This is a genomic window from Paracidovorax oryzae ATCC 19882 (assembly GCF_000687165.1).
Taxonomy (GTDB): Bacteria; Pseudomonadota; Gammaproteobacteria; order Burkholderiales; family Burkholderiaceae_C; genus Paracidovorax; species Paracidovorax oryzae.
Map to the genome: position 1 here is coordinate 48381 of NZ_JMKU01000010.1, position 15810 is coordinate 64190.

A 15810-nucleotide genomic window follows, 5' to 3' on the forward strand; every position below is an offset into this window, starting at 1 on the left:
AGAAGGCGCCTCAGAGCGGCCGGTTCTCGTCGCGGTCGGGCGGGCGGCGCTGCGGCGCGAGCAGCACCCAGCTGGCGAGCGGCCACAGCAGGGCCTCGAGCACCGGGGCGATCAGCCCCGGCAGACCGGGCAGGATGCCGCCCGAGACCATGCGCACCAGCAACTCGATCGCATGCGCGGCCAGGAACAGGGGCAGCACCTGCAGCGCCTGCGAGACCGGGCTGAACCACAGCAGGCGCCGGTGCAGGTAGATCGCGCCGAACATCATGGCGCAATAGGCCAGCGCATGCTGCCCCAGCAGCGCGGTCTGGTAGACGTCCATGCACAGGCCCATGGCGAAGGCGACGGCCATGCCCACGCGCTGGGACTGGTGCACGCCCCAGAAGACGAGCAGCACCATGACGAGGTCGGGCGTCCACACCACGCGCCCGAGCGGCAGCATGTTGAATGCCAGCGCCACCAGCAGGCTGGCCGCGATGAAGGCGGGACGCACGGGCAGCAGCAGCTGCTCGCCGCGGGGCATGATCATCGACGGCCCCCCTTGCGTACCGGCGCGGGCTCGGCGGCGGGGGGCCGTTCGGGCAGGCCGGTATCGAGCGGCTGCAGCACCATGACGTGGCGGGCGCCCTGCGCCTGCGCCAGGGGCGCGCAGTAGATGCGGGCGAAGGCGGAATCGGCCCGGCGCTCCACGCGCACGATGCGGGCCACGGGCAGGCCCGGCGGATAGAGGCCGTCCACCCCGCTGGTGGTGAGCAGGTCACCCTCCTGCACATCGGCATTGCTGGGCATGAACCGCAGCTCCATCCCGCCGCCGTGCGCGATGACGGGGTCGCCGTAGGCCACGCCGCGCGCTCCGGTGCGCAGGTTCATGACCGGAATGGCCTGGTCGCGGTCGATGAGCAGGGTGACCTCGCTCAGCAGCGGATGCACCCGGGTCACCTGGCCGAGCATGCCCGATTCGTCCATGACCGGGGAGCCGAGCGCGATGCCGGCCATCTGGCCCTGGTCGATCATCACCCGGCGGGTATAGGGATCGGCGGCGTCGTAGATCACCTGAGCGGCCTTCGCGGGCGTCTGCAGCCGGTCGCGCAGCTGCAGCAGCTTGCGCAGGCGCTCGTTCTCCTGCAGGAGCTGCTCGGCCTGGTTGGCCCGCTGGGCCATGGCCACCATGTTGCGCCGCGCGGTATCGACCTCGGCCTGGGCGGATTCCATGGTGCGCAGGTAGGCCATGCCGCCGCCCACGAATTCCACGGGCTGCAGCATCACCCACTGCACCGGGTAGAGCGCCACGGCGATGGCCTTGCGCAGCGGCTCGGTGACGTGGAAGCGGGCGTCCGCCACCATGAGGAACAGCGCCAGCGCGCCGCACAGCGCAAAGCGGGCACGCGGCGACGGGCCCTGCTTGAAGAAAGACGGCGCGGTCCGTTCGAGGGTACCGATGGGCATGGCGGTAGGGAACAGCCGCAGGGAATGTCAGGAGGAACGGTGCCGCGCAAGCACGGACGCAGAAGCGGACGCGGCGCCATCGGGACGCAGGCACGGCGGCCGGCCTGCCCGGCCGGCGGACCCGATGCCTCCGCCCCGCGGCATGGTCATGTCACTCGCTAGTGAAGATGCTGCCCTGGCGGTCCATGCGCTCGAGCGCGATGCCGCAGCCGCGGACCACGCAGGTCAGGGGGTCTTCTGCCACCAGCACCGGCAGGCCCGTCTCCTCGGCGAGCAGCCGGTCGAGGTCGCGCAGCAGCGCGCCGCCGCCCGTGAGCATCATGCCGCGCTCGGCGATGTCGGCGCCCAGTTCGGGCGGGGTCTGCTCCAGGGCGTTCTTGACGGAGGAAACGATCTGGTTGAGCGGATCGGTGAGCGCCTCCAGCACTTCGTTGCTGGAGATGGTGAAGCTGCGCGGCACGCCCTCGGAGAGGTTGCGGCCCTTGACCTCCATCTCGCGCACCTCGGATCCGGGGAAGGCCGAACCGATGCTCTTCTTGATGGACTCGGCCGTGGGCTCGCCGATCAGCATGCCGTAGTTGCGGCGGATGTAGCTGATGATGGCCTCGTCGAACTTGTCGCCGCCCACGCGGACGCTGCCCTTGTAGACCATGCCGCCCAGGGAGATCACGCCGACTTCCGTCGTGCCGCCGCCGATGTCCACGACCATGGAGCCGGAGGCCTCGGAGACCGGCAGGCCGGCGCCGATGCCGGCGGCCATGGGCTCCTCGATGAGGTAGACGGCGGTGGCGCCCGCGGCCTCGGCCGCGTCCTTGATGGCGCGGCGCTCGACCTGGGTGGAGCCGCAGGGCACGCAGATGATGATGCGCGGGCTCGGCGTGAGCAGCGTGCGCGGATGCACCATCTTGATGAACTGCTTGATCATCTGCTCGGTGATCACGAAGTCGGCGATCACGCCATCCTTCATCGGGCGGATGGCCTCGATGTTGCCGGGCACCTTGCCGAGCATGGCCTTGGCCTCGTGGCCGACCGCCTGGATGACTTTCTTGCCGTGGGGGCCGCCTTCGTGGCGGATGGCAACGACGGAGGGTTCGTCGAGCACGATGCCCTTGTCGCGGGCGAAGATCAGCGTGTTGGCTGTGCCAAGATCAATGGCAAGGTCGGTGGAGAAGTACCGACGGAAAGCTCCGAACATTCAGGAATTCCTCTCGGGCACGGCATGCGCGTCGGCCTGCCGTCGCCGGGTGTTTACAGGGTGTTTGTGGGCTTTTTTCGCACAATGACCGGCGGTGGGGAGGGTATTGCGGCAAAGCCGGGATAATACCGCATCCCCTGTGAATAACTCCCGCCCGCCGCTGCGCAGGCGCAGCTTTACATCCCGTTTCCGGACCTGTTTTCCCTATGGCACTGACACCCCAGGACATTGGCCGCATCGCCAACCTGGCGCGGCTCGATCTGAGTCCCGCCGAAAGTGAGCGCATGCTCACCCAGCTCAACGGCTTCTTCGGCATCGTCGAGAAGATGCGGGCTGTGGATACCGCCGGCCTGGAACCCCTCTCCCACCCCGTCGCGGCCATCCAGGACATCGCCCTGCGCCTGCGGGAAGACACCGCGAGCGAGCCCGACCAGCGCGAGGCCAACCAGCGCAGCGCGCCCGCCGTGGAGCGGGGCCTGTTCCTGGTACCCAAGGTGATCGAATAACAAGAATAAGCATACGTAATCCATGAGCGAACCCTCTTCTCCCCTCCACACCCTGGGCGTGGCCGAACTGGCCGCGGCGTTGCGCGGCAAGCGCGTCTCCGCCGTCGAGACCGCCCGGCATTTCCTCGCCCGCGTCCAGCAGCACACCGGCCTCGGCGCCTTCGTGAGCGTCAACGAGGAAGCCACCCTGGCCCAGGCCCGCGCCCAGGACGCGGCCATCGCCGCCGGAACGGCCGGCCCGCTGGCCGGCGTGCCCATCGCCCACAAGGACATCTTCGTCACGCGCGACTTCCCCAGCACGGCCGGCTCGAAGATGCTGGCCGGCTACCAGTCGCCCTTCGACGCCACGGTGGTCACGCGGCTGGCCGACGCCGGCGCGGTGACCCTGGGCAAGCTCAACTGCGATGAATTCGCCATGGGCTCGGCCAACGAAAACTCGGCCGTCGCCCCCCTGGGCGCCGATGCGCCCGCCCCGGTGCGCAACCCCTGGGCCACCGACCGCGTGCCGGGCGGCTCCTCCGGCGGCAGTGCCGTGGCCGTGGCCGCGCGCCTCGCCCCGGCCGTGACGGGCACCGACACGGGCGGCTCCATCCGCCAGCCGGCCTCGTTCTGCGGCATCACGGGCATCAAGCCCACCTACGGCCGCGCCAGCCGCTACGGCATGATCGCCTTCGCCTCCAGCCTGGACCAGGCCGGCCCGATGGCCCGCTCGGCCGAGGACTGCGCCCTGCTGCTCTCGGCGATCTGCGGCCCCGACCCGGACCGCGACTCCACCAGCCTGGACGTGCCGGCCGAAGACTTCAGCGCGAAGCTGAATGACAGCATCGACGGCCTGCGCATCGGCATCCCGGCCGAATTCTTCGGCGAGGGCCTGGCGCCCGACGTGCGCGCCGCGGTCGATGGCGCGCTCAAGGAATACGAGAAGCTCGGCGCGAAGCTGGTGCCCATCACGCTGCCGCGCACCGAGCTGTCCATCCCGGTGTACTACATCATCGCGCCGGCCGAGGCCTCGTCCAACCTGAGCCGCTTCGACGGCGTGAAGTTCGGCCACCGCGCCAGGGACTACACCGACCTGGTGGACATGTACAAGAAGACCCGCGCCGAGGGCTTCGGCGACGAGGTCAAGCGCCGCATCATGATCGGCACCTACGTGCTCTCGCACGGCTACTACGACGCCTACTACCTGCAGGCGCAGAAGATCCGCCGCATGATCGCGGATGACTTCCAGAACGCCTTCAAGGAGTGCGACCTGATCGCCGGTCCCGTGGCGCCCACGGTGGCCTGGAAGCTGGGCGAGCACGGCAACGACCCGCTGGCCGACTACCTGGCCGACATCTTCACCCTGCCCGCATCGCTCGCCGGCCTGCCCGGCATGAGCGTGCCCGCCGGTTTCGGCGAAGGCGGCATGCCCGTGGGCCTGCAGCTCATCGGCAACTACTTCCAGGAAAGCCGGCTGCTGAACGCCGCGCATCGCCTGCAGCAGGCGACCGATTTCCACCTCCGCACGCCCGGAGGCCTTTGACATGACGACCAGCAAACTGATCCATGGCTACGAAGTCGTCATCGGCTTCGAGACCCACACCCAGCTCGCCACGCAATCGAAGATCTTCAGCCGCGCGCCCACGGCCTTCGGTGCCGAGCCCAATACCCAGGCCTGCGCGGTGGACCTGGCCCTGCCCGGCACGCTGCCGGTGATGAACCGCGAGGCCGTGGCCTGCGCCATCCGCCTGGGCCTGGCCCTGGGCTCCACCGTCGCGCCCGAGAGCATCTTCGCGCGCAAGAACTACTTCTACCCCGACCTGCCCAAGGGCTACCAGATCAGCCAGTTCGAGATCCCGGTGGTGCAAGGTGGCGAGGTTTCGTTCTTCCTCGGCGACGAGAAGAAGACCGTGCGCCTGGTGCGCGCCCACCTGGAAGAAGACGCGGGCAAGTCGCTGCACGAGGATTTCATCGGCCAGTCGGGCATCGACCTGAACCGCGCCGGCACGCCGCTGCTGGAGATCGTGACCGAGCCGGACATCCGCTCCAGCGAAGAGGCCGTGGCCTATGCCCGCGAGCTGCACAAGATCGTGACCTGGATCGGCATCTGCGACGGCAACATGCAGGAAGGCTCCTTCCGCTGCGACGCCAACGTTTCCGTGCGCAAGCCAGGGCAGCCGCTGGGCACGCGCCGCGAGATCAAGAACCTGAACAGCTTCAAGTTCATGCAGCAGGCGATCGACTACGAGATCCGCTGGCAGATCGAGCAGATCGAGGATGGCCACGCCATCCAGCAGGCCACCGTGCTGTTCGACCCGGACACGGGCGAGACGCGCGCCATGCGCACCAAGGAAGACGCGGCCGACTACCGCTACTTCCCCGACCCGGACCTGCCGCCGCTGCGGATTTCGGAGCAGTGGGTGGAGGAAGAGCGCGCGCGCATGCCCGAACTGCCGCGCACCATGGCCGCGCGTTTCGTGGCCGACTACGGCCTGCCCGAATACGACGCGACCACGCTCACCCAGTCCAAGGCCATGGCGGCCTACTTCGAGGAAGCGGCCAAGGCCAGCGGCCAGCCGAAGCTGGCCAGCAACTGGATCATGGGCGAGGTGTCGCGCCGCGTGAATGCGGGCGAGACCGACATCGCCGCCGCGCCGGTCACGGCCGCGCTGCTGGCAAAGCTGATCCAGCGCATCGCCGACGGCACCGTCTCCAACGCTGCCGCCCGGCAGGTGTTCGATGCGCTCTGGACCGGCGAAGGCACTGACGTGGACGCAGTGATCGAGGCCAAGGGCCTCAAGCAGATGAACGATTCCGGCGCGCTGGAGAAGATCATCGACGAGGTGATCGCCGCCAACCCCGACAACGTGGCGCAGTTCAAGGCCGGCAAGGACAAGGCATTCAATGCCCTGGTGGGCCAGGCCATGAAGGCCAGCAAGGGCAAGGCGAACCCGCAGCAGGTCAACGAGATGCTGCGCGCGCGGCTCGCGGCCGCCTGACGCGGAAACACGCCACGGCCGGGCCGCCCTGCCCGGTCAGCGCGAAGCCGGCATCGCCGGCATGCCCTGCTGCGCGGCCCAGAGCTGGCGCAGCTGGGCCAGCTCCGCATCGAAGCGCTGGTGCACCCGGCGCTTTTCGTCTTCCTGCGAGGCGATGAACCGCTGCTGCTGGGCGATCGAATCCTCCTGCTCGGCGATCTGGCGGCGCAATGCCATGGGGGCCTTGGACGGGTCGCGGCGGTAGAACTCCATCTCGGCGTCGAGCGCCTTGCGCTGGCGCCGCAGTTCGGCCACCCGGGCCTCGGCCACGGCCGTCACCTCGTTCACCTGCGCGATGGCCGCCGCGCGCTCGGCATCGTGCGCGGCCTGGTCCGGATAGCGGGCGACCAGCACGCGCTCGCGGCGCCGCTCCTCGGCGGCGCGCGCCCGTTCGTCGGCCTCCTTGCGGCGCTGGGCTTCCAGCGCGGCACGCTCCTGGTCGGACAGGATGGGACCCACGCGCGAGCGCTCCGTACCGGACGGCCCCAGCACGCGCTGCTCGCGGTCGGAGCACTCGGGGATGGGTCGGTCCGCGGTGAGGCGGCGGCCCTTGGCATCCACGCAGGTGTAGATGCCGCCGGGCCCGGGCTGCTGCTGCGCCTGGGCCGCGGCACCGCACAGGACGGCCAGCGCCGCTCCGGCGCCAGCGCGCCAGAGGCTCAGTTGCTTCACCGGAAGGGCTTCCATGCTGTGCAGGTATCCGTGCTCTCCCGCCGCCCGAAAAAGCCCGATGCGGCGTGCGAAGTAAGGTCAGGCGCGGTTCAGACGCCGTAGCGCTGGCGGTAGGCCAGCACGCGCTCGTGGTGGGCGCCCATGCCGGAGCCCCCACGGTCCTGCAGATATTGCAATAAATCGGCCAGCTTGGCGATGGTGCACACCTGCATGCCCAGCTGGCTGCGCACGTACTGCACGGCGCTGTGGTCCACGTCCTGGCCGTTCTCGGTGGCCTTTTCCTGGCGGTCGAGGGCGATGGCCATCGCATGGGGAACGGCCCCGGCGGCCCGGATGAGCGCGATGGATTCGCGCGCGGCGGTGCCGGCGGACATCACGTCATCCACGATGAGCACGCGGCCCCGCAGCGGCGCGCCGACCAGCGTGCCGCCTTCGCCATGGTCCTTGGCTTCCTTGCGGTTGTAGGCGAAGGGGACATTGCGGCCATGGCGGGCCAGTTCCACCGCCACCGTGGCGGCCAGCGGGATGCCCTTGTAGGCAGGCCCGAAGACCATGTCGAATTCGATGCCGCTGGCCAACAGGGCTTTTGCATAGAATTCCGCGAGCCGGCCCATCTTGGCGCCATCGTCGAAAAGCCCGGCATTGAAGAAGTACGGGCTCATGCGGCCCGCCTTGGTCTTGAATTCGCCGAACCTGAGCACGCCCGCCTCCACGGCGAAGTGCACGAATTCCTGGGCGAGGCGGTCCGCCGACGCGCCCTCTCCTGCCATTTCCTCTCCCGCCTGCCGCTGCTCGCCGTCTGCCACCATGGATGCTTCCCTTTTCAAATTGACCAGCCTGAACCTCAACGGCATCCGCTCCGCCACCTCGAAAGGCGTGGAGGCCTGGATCGCCGAGACGCGGCCGGATTGTATTTGCGTGCAGGAGATCAAGGCCCAGTCCGCCGACATGGAAGGCCGTTTCGAGACCCTGGCCGGCCTCAAGGGGCATTTCCACTACGCGACCAAGAAGGGCTACTCGGGCGTGGGCATCTACACCCGCCACGAGCCGAGCGACGTGCGCGTGGGCTACGGCTCCAGCGAATTCGACGCCGAAGGCCGCTACGTGGAGGCGCGCTTCGACACGCCCGCGCGCAAGCTCTCGATCATCAGCGCCTATTTCCCGAGCGGCTCGTCGGGGCCCGAGCGCCAACTGGCGAAGTTCCGCTTCCTGGCGGAATTCCACGTGCACCTGATGCGCGTGAAGGAAGAGCGCGAATTCATCCTCTGCGGCGACGTCAACATCGCCCACCAGCAGATCGACCTGAAGAACTGGCGCAGCAACCAGAAAAACAGCGGCTTCCTGCCCGAGGAGCGTGAGTGGATGACAAAGTTGTTGCACCCTACCGACCTGGGCGGCGGCCTGGTGGACGTGTACCGCCGGCTGCAGCCCGACACCACCGAATCGGCCTACACCTGGTGGAGCAACCGCGGCCAGGCGTATGCGAACAACGTGGGGTGGCGGCTCGACTACCACCTCGCCACCCCGGCGATCGCGGCGCTGGCTCGCGCCGAGGCCATCTACAAGGAAGTGAAGTTCAGCGACCATGCGCCGCTGACCATCGCCTACGACTACGGCCTTTGATCGGACCAGGCTCGATCAGCTTCGGACCTCGAGCGAAGGTTAGGCACGGCTTCGCTCAACGTGCGTCATGTGGCCTGGCCGCTTGATTTGGCGATGGCAGAGAGCGCAAGCTGCAGTGGCCTGGACGCCGCATACAGCGGCGCGAATCCACTCAGCAGCACCTGCGCACTTCGCTGGTAAGCGGCGGACTTCACTACCAGTTCGCTGCCCCGGCGTGCAGCAACGACCGTGGTCGAGAGCACGCCCGCGGGATTCTCGATGCCAACGCCGACCTCGGCGAACGCTGCGCCGGTCGTCTTGGGCGCCAGCGCATGTGCGACCGAGCCAGGGATGAGCGTGGATGCAGCCAGGCAACAGCCGCCCGATACGGCGAGAGACGCGTGCACGGTCTGCGGCGTGAAATAGCGCACCGCGAGGTCCGCCCCCACGCGGGATTCACCAATCATGCAAACCTTGGGAACGGTCTCGCTCAGCGCCAGGTCCTGCACCGTCATGGGTTGGCCATCCTTGCGGCGCAACTGCATCTTGAGCCCGGCCTCGACCCATATCTTGCGCAGCCGCTGCATGAGCGCGGCATCCGCTGCAAGGTCTGTCGTCGGCTCATGCGCCGTCTTGCCCAGGTCGCTGGCGGGAATGATGACCATCGGAACGGCGACGTCCACGCAACTGGCGCGCACACCGTCGAAGACGTCCACCGCATTGCCCGTCGGAAGCAACTTGCCGGTCTTGGCTCCCGCAGGGTCGTGCAGGAAAAGGTCGACCGCTGGATGGCGCCCCATCACCCCGGGGATCGTGCTGGTCTCGAACACTCCGCGTGCGTCAAAACGCATGCGGGAAGTCGTCAGGACGCCGGTGTTGGTGTTGCGGATGTCCACGCTGACGTCGTTGGCCGGCACGAAATCCAGCAGTCCGGTATCCAGGGCCCAGAGCTGCAAGGCCGACGACATGTTGCCGCAGTTCACGCTCCAGTCGATCCGGCCATGGGCAGGGGCCAGCTGCGCCAACGTGCTCACGAGTTGCGGGCCATTGGCACCTTCCTCGACGTCAGCGAAGAAGACCTTGTTGCTGGTGGCGGAACCACGGCCCAGGCCGGTGGTCTGCTTGTTGCCTGGCTGCTCGCCCTCCAGCGGCACGCCCATCAGATGCCTCAGCAACTCCTCGCGCAATGCCTGCTCGTCGGGCGCGATGGCGTTCCAAATCACCAAGCCGGTCGATGTACCGCCGCGCATATGGTGGACGGGGAATTCCCAGGTGTTGTTCCGGATGCGGGGGCGTGCGAGGTGGTGCATAAAGAGCGGCTGGCGGACGCCAGGATGGGGGCATTAGTGCGCTGGAGCGGCCGGAGCCACAGCTGCCCCGGCAATGCCGTGCTTGTCCAGAGCGGCTTCGATGAGCTCTTCGGCCATCGCTACCTTGCGTAGCGTAATCCTCTGCGCCGACCAGCGCCAGCGCCGGCTGTCGGCCGTTTCAGTCCCAGGCCGGCGCCAGCCCTTCCGGATCCACCAGGCGGCCGCCGCGGTCCAGCGCGGCGATGCGCTGCATGTGGGCATCCTCCAGCTGCAGCTGCGTGGCGCGCAGGTTGGAGTGAAGGTGCTCGCGGCGCGTGGACGAAGGAATGACGGCGAAGCCCGACTGCATCGCCCAGGCCAGCGCGACCTGGGCCGGCGTGGCGCCGCACTCCTGCGCGATGGACTGGATCTCCGGATCCTGCAGCATCTGGCCGTAGCCCAGCGTCATGTAGGAGGTGATGTGGATGCCCTGGCTGCGCGCGAAATCCACCACCACCCGGTTCTGCAGGTAGGGGTGCAGTTCGATCTGGTTCGTGGCGATCGCCTCCGCGCCCACGGCAGCCATGGCCTCGCGCAGCAGGGAAACAGTGAAGTTCGACACGCCGATGCGCCGCGCGAGCCCGCGGGAGCGCGCCTCGGCCAGAGCCTCCAGGCTTTCGGCCAGCGGCACGGCGCCGCCCGGCGAGGGCCAGTGGATCAGCACCAGATCGACGTAATCCGTGCGCAGCTTCTCCAGGCTCTCCTGCAGGCTGGGAACGAGCCGGTCGCCTGCGAGGTGGTCGGTCCAGACCTTGGTGGTGAGGTAGAGGTCGCCCCGGGCCACGCCACTGGCGGCCACCGCCTGGCCCACCTCGGCCTCGTTGCCGTAGATCTGCGCGGTGTCCACATGGCGGTAACCGAGGTCGAGGGCATTCGCCACCGAATCGATGGCGGCCTGGCCCTTGAGCCTGAACGTGCCCAGGCCGAACGGCGGCACGGGCGGCTGGGTGGAGGAGGAAGCGGATGCCTGCATGGAAAACTCCTTGTCGATGAATGGATGGGTGGGCCGGTCCCCACGTCTCAGTGGCCCGCGGCAGCCGGACGGCCGCCGCGCACGGCGGCCCCGCCACGGGCATCGAGCACGCCGCTCAGGTGGGTGAGCGCCAGCGCGCCCAGCACCACGATCGCGCCGATCCACGGGGTGTGCATGAGGCCCAGGTGCGTGACGATCAGCCCCCCGGCCCAGGCGGCACCGGCGATGCCGAGGTTGAACGCGGCGATGTTCAGGCCCGAGGCCACATCCACGGCCTGCGGCGCGACGCGCTCGGCCTGGCGCACCACGTACAGCTGCAGCCCCGGCACGTTGCCGAAGGCCACCGCCCCCCAGAGCAGCACCGTGGCGACTGCCAGCCAGGGATGCGGCGCGGTGAATTGCAGGAGCAGCAGCACGGCGGCCAGCATCGCGAAGATGATGCGCAGCGCGGCGATCGGCCCCAGGCGGTCGGCCAGCCGGCCGCCCCAGAAGTTGCCCACGGCCACCGAGACGCCGTACACCAGCATCACCCAGCCCACCGCGCTTTCGCTGAAACCCGACACGCCGGTGAGGATGGGCGCGAGGAAGGTAAACGGGATGAAGGTGCCGCCGTAGCCGATGGCTGTCTTGGCATAGACCAGCAGCAGCCGCGGCTCGGCCAGCACGCGGGCCTGCTGCAGGAGCGAGGCCGGCGGCACGTGCGCGATGCGCCGCGGTACGAACAGCGCGCTGCCCGCGAAGGCCAGCATGCCGAGCCCCGCCACGGCGAGGAAGGTCTCGCGCCAGCCGAAGTGCTGGCCGATGAAGGTCCCCAGCGGCACGCCGGTGACCAGCGCCACCGTGAGCCCCGCGAACAGCGTGGCGATGGCGCTGGCGGCCTTCTCGCGCGGCACGAGGCCGGTGGCGATGGTCGAGCCGATCGAGAAGAACACGCCGTGCGCGAGCCCGGTGAGCACGCGCGCAGCCACCAGCGTGCCGTAGCCCGGCGCCTGCCAGGCCAGCAGGTTGCCGGCGGTGAACAGCGCCATGAGCGCCAGCAGCAGGGCCTTGCGCGGCAGCCGGCCGGTGAGCGCGGTGAGCACCGGCGCGCCGACGGCCACGCCCAGCGCGTACAGGCTGACGAGCAGGCCGGCCGAGGGCAGGCCGATGCCGAGGTCCGCCGCCACGGTGGGCAGCAGGCCGACGATGACGAATTCGGTCGTGCCGATGGCGAACGCACCGAGCGTCAGCGCGAACAGGGCAATGGGCATGGGAAGCACTCCTTGGGATCACGGATCGATGCCAGGAGTGTGGGCGCTTCACCTTTGCGGAAAAAGCCCGTGATCGGCAGAATATATTTGCCCCACAGTCAACAATCTGCCCTCCCATGAAAACCACCCTGGAAGAACTGCAGGCCTTCGCCGCCGTGGTGGACGCCGGCTCGGTCACCGCCGCCGCCGCGCAGCTGGACCAGACGGCGTCGGGCGTCAGCCGGGCGCTGGCGCGCCTGGAGAAAAAACTCGACACGACGCTGCTGCGCCGCACCACGCGCCGCATCGAACTCACGGAAGAAGGCCAGGCATTCCTGGTGCGGGCCCGCGCCATCCTCGCGGCACTGGACGAGGCGGAAGAACACATGGCTGCGCGCAGGCACCAGCCCGCAGGACGCCTGCGCGTGAACGCGGCCACGCCGTTCATGCTGCACGTGGTGGCACCGCTGGTGCCGGCCTTCCGTGATGCCTACCCGCAGATCGCCCTGGAGCTGGATACCGACGAGCGCAACATCGACCTGCTGGAGCGGCGCACGGACGTCGCCATCCGCATCGGCGCCCTGCGCGACTCCACGCTGCACGCGCGCCCGCTGGGCTCCAGCCGCCTGCGCGTGATCGCCAGCCCTGCCTACCTCGCGGCGCACGGCCGGCCGAAGTCAGCCGCAGCCCTGGCCCAGCACACCCTGCTGGGGTTCACCCAGCCCGAGACGCTCAACCTCTGGCCCGTGCGCGGCCCGCATGGCGACGCATGGCCTGCCACGCCGGACATCGCGGCCTCCAGCGGCGAAACCCTGCGCCAGCTGGCGCTGCAGGGTGCCGGCATCGCCTGCCTGGCGGACTTCATGACCGCACGGGACCGCGAGCGCGGCGACCTCGTGCAGTTGCTGGCCCGGGACACGGCCGACGTCCGGCAGCCCATCAGCGCGGTGTACTACCGCAACACGCAACTCGCTTCGCGCATCGCCTGCTTCCTCGATTTCCTGGCCGCGCGGCTGGCCGGCCCCCCACATTGAGGCGCTCCTGTAGGACCGCGCCGGGTCCTGCGCGCAGGCTTGCGCGAGCGCAAGGCCGCCCGGCCCGGCGGCGCTTCAATGGCGCCATGCGCTCACAGAACATTCCCTTCCTCCGCCCCGGGATGTACGTACGCTCCCGGAACGGGAACATCCGCATGCTGGTGACCTGCGACAACGGCGACGGCTCCGTCATCTGCTTCTGGTTCTGCGAGAAGCGCGACCGGCTGGTCTGGCGGCGGTTCGCGTGCGGCGACCTGTACCCGGACCGGCAGCCCGGCACCCGGCCGGTCATGGGCCCAAAAGCCCCGCTGCGACGCGGCAACCATGCCAGGCCTGCCAGCGCGTGATGGGTCGTGCCCGGCCGTACGCTCTGTTGCAGTCTGCCTCTTACGCGCCCACCTGCCGGTGCTTAGACTGGGCCATGTTCCTCGACTACAACCCCGACGACCTCGATGTCCGGATTTCGGAACTGCTGGTGGCCACCAGCGACTCCGCCGACCCGGAACTGCCCTCCGCCGTCCCGGCCGTCCTCCGCCTGCTGCGCACGCGGCTGGACATGGACGTGGCCTTTGTCTCGCAGATCGCGGACGGGCGCCGCACGATCCAGGCCGTGGACCACGCCCCCGGTTTCGATCCCCTTCCGGAAGGCACGTCCGACCCGGTCGAGGAAACCTGGTGCCAGCACGTCGTCGAGGGCCGGCTGCCGGAGCGCGTGGAGAACGCGGCCGCCTATGTCAAGGCGGGGAAGGCCCCGGACCCGGGATATCCCGTGGGCACGCTGCTGAGCACGCCGGTGCGCCTGCCGGGGGGCGGGGTCTATGGCACGCTGTGCTGCTTCAGCCGGGGCATCCACCCGGAAGCCGACATCGGCCGCCTGCGGTACACGGCCGACCTGCTGGCATCGCGGCTCAAGCCCGGGGCCGGCAAGTCGGCTTCCGCCGGCTGAGCGGGCAGGCCGGCGCCGCCGGTACATCCGGTGCCGCTGCGGGCCTACAGGTGGAAATCGCCCCGGGCTTCCGGCTGGTAGAGCACCTTCCGGATACGGATGCGGCGGGTCCGGTTCGCGATCCGCCAGCGGAAGGCATCGCCCTCCCGGTAGCCCAGGATCGCGGTGCCGAGGCCCGAGCAGACGGAATGCCTGCCGGCGGCCTCGTCCACATCCTCCGGATAGACCAGCGCCACTTCCACCGCTTCGCCGTCCACCTCCAGCAGCGCCCTGGAATTCATCGTGACGACATCCTCCGCCACCTGCCGCGGATCGACAACGGTGGCCCGCTCGATCTCGTGCTCCAGCTCGAAAATTTCCGGATCCTGGTGGAACGCGACGAGTTGCCGGAGCCGGGCCTCGTCGATCTCGGTGACGTGGATGGCAGGGGTACTGGCCACAGGGTGTTCGCGCAGGAGCCGGAGATAGCGATCCGAGCCCATGGCCAGGGACGCCACCGAAGGCCCTTCGCTTTCCAGCGCGAATCCGCTGCGCAGGAACGCCTTGAGCGACCGCGCGTTGTCCGGATGGATTTTGGCGATGAGCCTTTCGGCGCGCATGTCGAAGAAGGCGAGCTTCATGCCTTCCCGGATCGCGCTGGCCCCGAGCCGGCGCCCCCAGTTGGCGCGGTCGCCGATGGCCAGGACCATCTCGCAGTCCGGGCCGTCCTTGACGAGGCGCACGAAGCCCACGGGCACGTCGTGCCGGTCGCACGCCATGAAGAACCGGCCGCCCTGGTTGAACAGGTGCGTGAGCACCGGCAGTTGCACGCGGCCGACCACCTGCCCGATGGACCGGGAGACATCGCGCGCATCGCTCAGGTAGCGCGTCACGCCCTCGTCTTCCAGCCAGTCCATCAACAAAAGCGCGTGGGCCCGGGTGATCTCCGGGCACAGGGAAATGAAAGGCTTGTTCATCTTCACCCCATCGGGTTGCGAGAATGAATGAAAGCCTTCCATGGCCCGGGCCATGGCGGTTCTTTCGGGGAAGCGGGGATTCTAGGGAGTTGTGCGGGCGATGGCCAGGCGGCGTCTTTCCATGGGCAGGCTGCATACTCGGCCTCTCGCAGCCCCCTTGTGCCGGCCCTCGTCTCCAGCCCATGCTCCACTACCACACCCACCCCGTCACCGCCTTCCAGCAGAACTGCTCGCTCGTCTGGTGCGACGGCGCGCAAGCGGCCGCCGTGATCGATCCCGGCGGCGACCTCGACCAGGTGCTCGCGGAGGTGGAACGCCGCGGCCTGCGGCTGGAGCAGATCTGGCTCACGCATGCCCACATCGACCATGCCGGCGGCGCAGGCGAACTGGCCGAGCGGCTCTCGCTGCCGATCACGGGCCCCCACCCGGGCGACCAGTTCTGGATCGACGGGCTGCCGCAGCAGAGTGCGATGTTCGGGTTCCCGCCCGCGCGGCCCTTCACGCCCACGCGCTGGCTGCACGACGGCGACACGGTGCAGATCGGCAACGAGACGCTGCACGTGCGGCACTGCCCGGGCCACACGCCCGGCCACGTGGTGTTCCATGCGCCGCAGATCCAGCGCTGCTTCGTGGGCGACGTGCTGTTCGCCGGCAGCATCGGCCGCACGGACTTCCCCCAGGGCAACCACCAGGACCTGATCGACAGCATCGTGCAGCGCCTGTGGCCCATGGGCGACGAGACGGTGTTCATTCCCGGACACGGGCCGGAGAGCACCTTCGGGCGCGAGCGGCGCAGCAATCCTTACGTGGGCGGCACCTGAGTATCCATCCGCAGCGGGATCTGGAGAGGGCCACGGCCGGGCATGCGCCCGGCCTTGATGCCGG

General features: G+C 69.1%; 17 protein-coding genes. 8 read left to right on the forward strand and 9 right to left on the reverse strand.

All coding sequences use genetic code 11. The annotated features are described in order from the left end of the window. Positions 1-10: 10 nt before the first annotated feature. The 3 genes from mreD to T336_RS0109895 form a co-directional block, all read right to left on the reverse strand. Positions 11-529 carry a rod shape-determining protein MreD gene (gene mreD, locus T336_RS0109885; RefSeq protein WP_026432409.1) on the reverse strand — a complete coding sequence of 173 codons (519 nt, stop codon included), beginning with the start codon at positions 527-529 and terminating at the stop codon, positions 11-13. Beyond that, complete coding sequence (gene mreC / locus T336_RS0109890) at positions 526-1446, reverse strand: rod shape-determining protein MreC (RefSeq protein WP_026432410.1); 921 nt, start codon at positions 1444-1446, stop codon at positions 526-528. The genes mreD and mreC overlap by 4 nt, the downstream gene beginning before the upstream one ends. Before the next feature lie 151 nt (positions 1447-1597). Further along, positions 1598-2641, reverse strand: coding sequence for a rod shape-determining protein (locus T336_RS0109895; protein WP_013592862.1), 1044 nt, complete (start codon positions 2639-2641; stop codon positions 1598-1600). A 206-nt stretch (positions 2642-2847) separates the two neighbouring features. Between T336_RS0109895 and gatC the strand changes: the two genes are divergently transcribed. From gatC to gatB, 3 genes are read left to right on the forward strand one after another with little or no spacing between them, the layout of a single operon-like run. Further along, complete coding sequence (gene gatC / locus T336_RS0109900) at positions 2848-3147, forward strand: Asp-tRNA(Asn)/Glu-tRNA(Gln) amidotransferase subunit GatC (protein ID WP_013592861.1); 300 nt, start codon at positions 2848-2850, stop codon at positions 3145-3147. Positions 3148-3169: 22 nt separating this feature from the next. Then, positions 3170-4669, forward strand: coding sequence for an Asp-tRNA(Asn)/Glu-tRNA(Gln) amidotransferase subunit GatA (gene gatA, locus T336_RS0109905; RefSeq protein ID WP_026432411.1), 1500 nt, complete (start codon positions 3170-3172; stop codon positions 4667-4669). A gap of 1 nt (position 4670) precedes the next feature. Further along, positions 4671-6125, forward strand: a complete 1455-nt coding sequence (gatB, locus tag T336_RS0109910; RefSeq protein ID WP_026432412.1) for an Asp-tRNA(Asn)/Glu-tRNA(Gln) amidotransferase subunit GatB — start codon at positions 4671-4673, stop codon at positions 6123-6125. A gap of 36 nt (positions 6126-6161) precedes the next feature. On the opposite strand, the gene T336_RS0109915 is transcribed toward gatB, so the two are convergent. Then, entirely contained in the window at positions 6162-6851 is a 690-nt protein-coding gene (locus tag T336_RS0109915; protein ID WP_026432413.1) for a hypothetical protein, read from the reverse strand. Positions 6852-6925: 74 nt separating this feature from the next. Then, the gene (pyrE, locus tag T336_RS0109920) at positions 6926-7606 is read right to left on the reverse strand and encodes an orotate phosphoribosyltransferase (protein ID WP_026432414.1); all 681 of its coding nucleotides are present in this window, start codon (positions 7604-7606) and stop codon (positions 6926-6928) included. 37 nt (positions 7607-7643) lie between these two features. Between pyrE and T336_RS0109925 the strand changes: the two genes are divergently transcribed. Continuing rightward, complete coding sequence (locus T336_RS0109925; protein ID WP_026432415.1) at positions 7644-8459, forward strand: exodeoxyribonuclease III; 816 nt, start codon at positions 7644-7646, stop codon at positions 8457-8459. A gap of 65 nt (positions 8460-8524) precedes the next feature. On the opposite strand, the gene T336_RS0109930 is transcribed toward T336_RS0109925, so the two are convergent. From T336_RS0109930 to T336_RS0109940, 3 genes are all read right to left on the reverse strand, one after another. After that, positions 8525-9748: a PrpF domain-containing protein gene (locus T336_RS0109930; protein WP_026432416.1), complete on the reverse strand. Its 1224-nt coding sequence runs from the start codon at positions 9746-9748 to the stop codon at positions 8525-8527. Between the two features lie 178 nt (positions 9749-9926). After that, a complete protein-coding gene (gene dkgB / locus T336_RS0109935; protein ID WP_035225629.1) occupies positions 9927-10760 on the reverse strand; it encodes a 2,5-didehydrogluconate reductase DkgB in 834 nt (277 codons plus the stop codon). Positions 10761-10807: 47 nt separating this feature from the next. Beyond that, positions 10808-12010: an MFS transporter gene (locus tag T336_RS0109940; RefSeq protein WP_019699872.1), complete on the reverse strand. Its 1203-nt coding sequence runs from the start codon at positions 12008-12010 to the stop codon at positions 10808-10810. Between the two features lie 116 nt (positions 12011-12126). On the opposite strand from T336_RS0109940, the gene T336_RS0109945 reads away from it, so the two are divergent. From T336_RS0109945 to T336_RS0109955, 3 genes are all read left to right on the forward strand, one after another. After that, positions 12127-13023 (forward strand): LysR substrate-binding domain-containing protein, encoded by an 897-nt coding sequence (locus T336_RS0109945; protein ID WP_026432418.1) that lies wholly within the window; start codon positions 12127-12129, stop codon positions 13021-13023. 122 nt (positions 13024-13145) lie between these two features. Beyond that, on the forward strand, positions 13146-13370 hold the full coding sequence (locus tag T336_RS0109950) for a hypothetical protein (protein ID WP_244883912.1): 225 nt from the start codon (positions 13146-13148) through the stop codon (positions 13368-13370). Positions 13371-13444: 74 nt separating this feature from the next. Beyond that, the gene (locus T336_RS0109955) at positions 13445-13969 is read left to right on the forward strand and encodes a GAF domain-containing protein (RefSeq protein WP_026432420.1); all 525 of its coding nucleotides are present in this window, start codon (positions 13445-13447) and stop codon (positions 13967-13969) included. A gap of 44 nt (positions 13970-14013) precedes the next feature. On the opposite strand, the gene T336_RS0109960 is transcribed toward T336_RS0109955, so the two are convergent. After that, positions 14014-14979 carry a bifunctional GNAT family N-acetyltransferase/nucleoside diphosphate kinase regulator gene (locus T336_RS0109960; protein WP_026432421.1) on the reverse strand — a complete coding sequence of 322 codons (966 nt, stop codon included), beginning with the start codon at positions 14977-14979 and terminating at the stop codon, positions 14014-14016. 128 nt (positions 14980-15107) lie between these two features. Between T336_RS0109960 and T336_RS0109965 the strand changes: the two genes are divergently transcribed. After that, the gene (locus T336_RS0109965) at positions 15108-15746 is read left to right on the forward strand and encodes an MBL fold metallo-hydrolase (RefSeq protein ID WP_026432422.1); all 639 of its coding nucleotides are present in this window, start codon (positions 15108-15110) and stop codon (positions 15744-15746) included. Positions 15747-15810 lie beyond the last annotated feature (64 nt).

What these genes read in the sequence shown, in the direction of transcription:
- T336_RS0109960 (WP_026432421.1), bottom strand. Translation starts at nt 14,979, where the DNA reads ATGGCCCGGGCCATGGAAGGCTTTCATTCATTCTCGCAACCCGATGGG.
- gatA (WP_026432411.1), top strand. Translation starts at nt 3,170, where the DNA reads ATGAGCGAACCCTCTTCTCCCCTCCACACCCTGGGCGTGGCCGAACTG.
- T336_RS0109965 (WP_026432422.1), top strand. Translation starts at nt 15,108, where the DNA reads ATGCTCCACTACCACACCCACCCCGTCACCGCCTTCCAGCAGAACTGC.
- mreC (WP_026432410.1), bottom strand. Translation starts at nt 1,446, where the DNA reads ATGCCCATCGGTACCCTCGAACGGACCGCGCCGTCTTTCTTCAAGCAG.
- pyrE (WP_026432414.1), bottom strand. Translation starts at nt 7,606, where the DNA reads ATGGCAGGAGAGGGCGCGTCGGCGGACCGCCTCGCCCAGGAATTCGTG.
- dkgB (WP_035225629.1), bottom strand. Translation starts at nt 10,760, where the DNA reads ATGCAGGCATCCGCTTCCTCCTCCACCCAGCCGCCCGTGCCGCCGTTC.
- T336_RS0109940 (WP_019699872.1), bottom strand. Translation starts at nt 12,010, where the DNA reads ATGCCCATTGCCCTGTTCGCGCTGACGCTCGGTGCGTTCGCCATCGGC.
- T336_RS0109955 (WP_026432420.1), top strand. Translation starts at nt 13,445, where the DNA reads ATGTTCCTCGACTACAACCCCGACGACCTCGATGTCCGGATTTCGGAA.
- gatB (WP_026432412.1), top strand. Translation starts at nt 4,671, where the DNA reads ATGACGACCAGCAAACTGATCCATGGCTACGAAGTCGTCATCGGCTTC.
- T336_RS0109895 (WP_013592862.1), bottom strand. Translation starts at nt 2,641, where the DNA reads ATGTTCGGAGCTTTCCGTCGGTACTTCTCCACCGACCTTGCCATTGAT.
- T336_RS0109915 (WP_026432413.1), bottom strand. Translation starts at nt 6,851, where the DNA reads ATGGAAGCCCTTCCGGTGAAGCAACTGAGCCTCTGGCGCGCTGGCGCC.
- T336_RS0109945 (WP_026432418.1), top strand. Translation starts at nt 12,127, where the DNA reads ATGAAAACCACCCTGGAAGAACTGCAGGCCTTCGCCGCCGTGGTGGAC.
- T336_RS0109930 (WP_026432416.1), bottom strand. Translation starts at nt 9,748, where the DNA reads ATGCACCACCTCGCACGCCCCCGCATCCGGAACAACACCTGGGAATTC.
- gatC (WP_013592861.1), top strand. Translation starts at nt 2,848, where the DNA reads ATGGCACTGACACCCCAGGACATTGGCCGCATCGCCAACCTGGCGCGG.
- T336_RS0109925 (WP_026432415.1), top strand. Translation starts at nt 7,644, where the DNA reads ATGGATGCTTCCCTTTTCAAATTGACCAGCCTGAACCTCAACGGCATC.
- mreD (WP_026432409.1), bottom strand. Translation starts at nt 529, where the DNA reads ATGATCATGCCCCGCGGCGAGCAGCTGCTGCTGCCCGTGCGTCCCGCC.
- T336_RS0109950 (WP_244883912.1), top strand. Translation starts at nt 13,146, where the DNA reads ATGTACGTACGCTCCCGGAACGGGAACATCCGCATGCTGGTGACCTGC.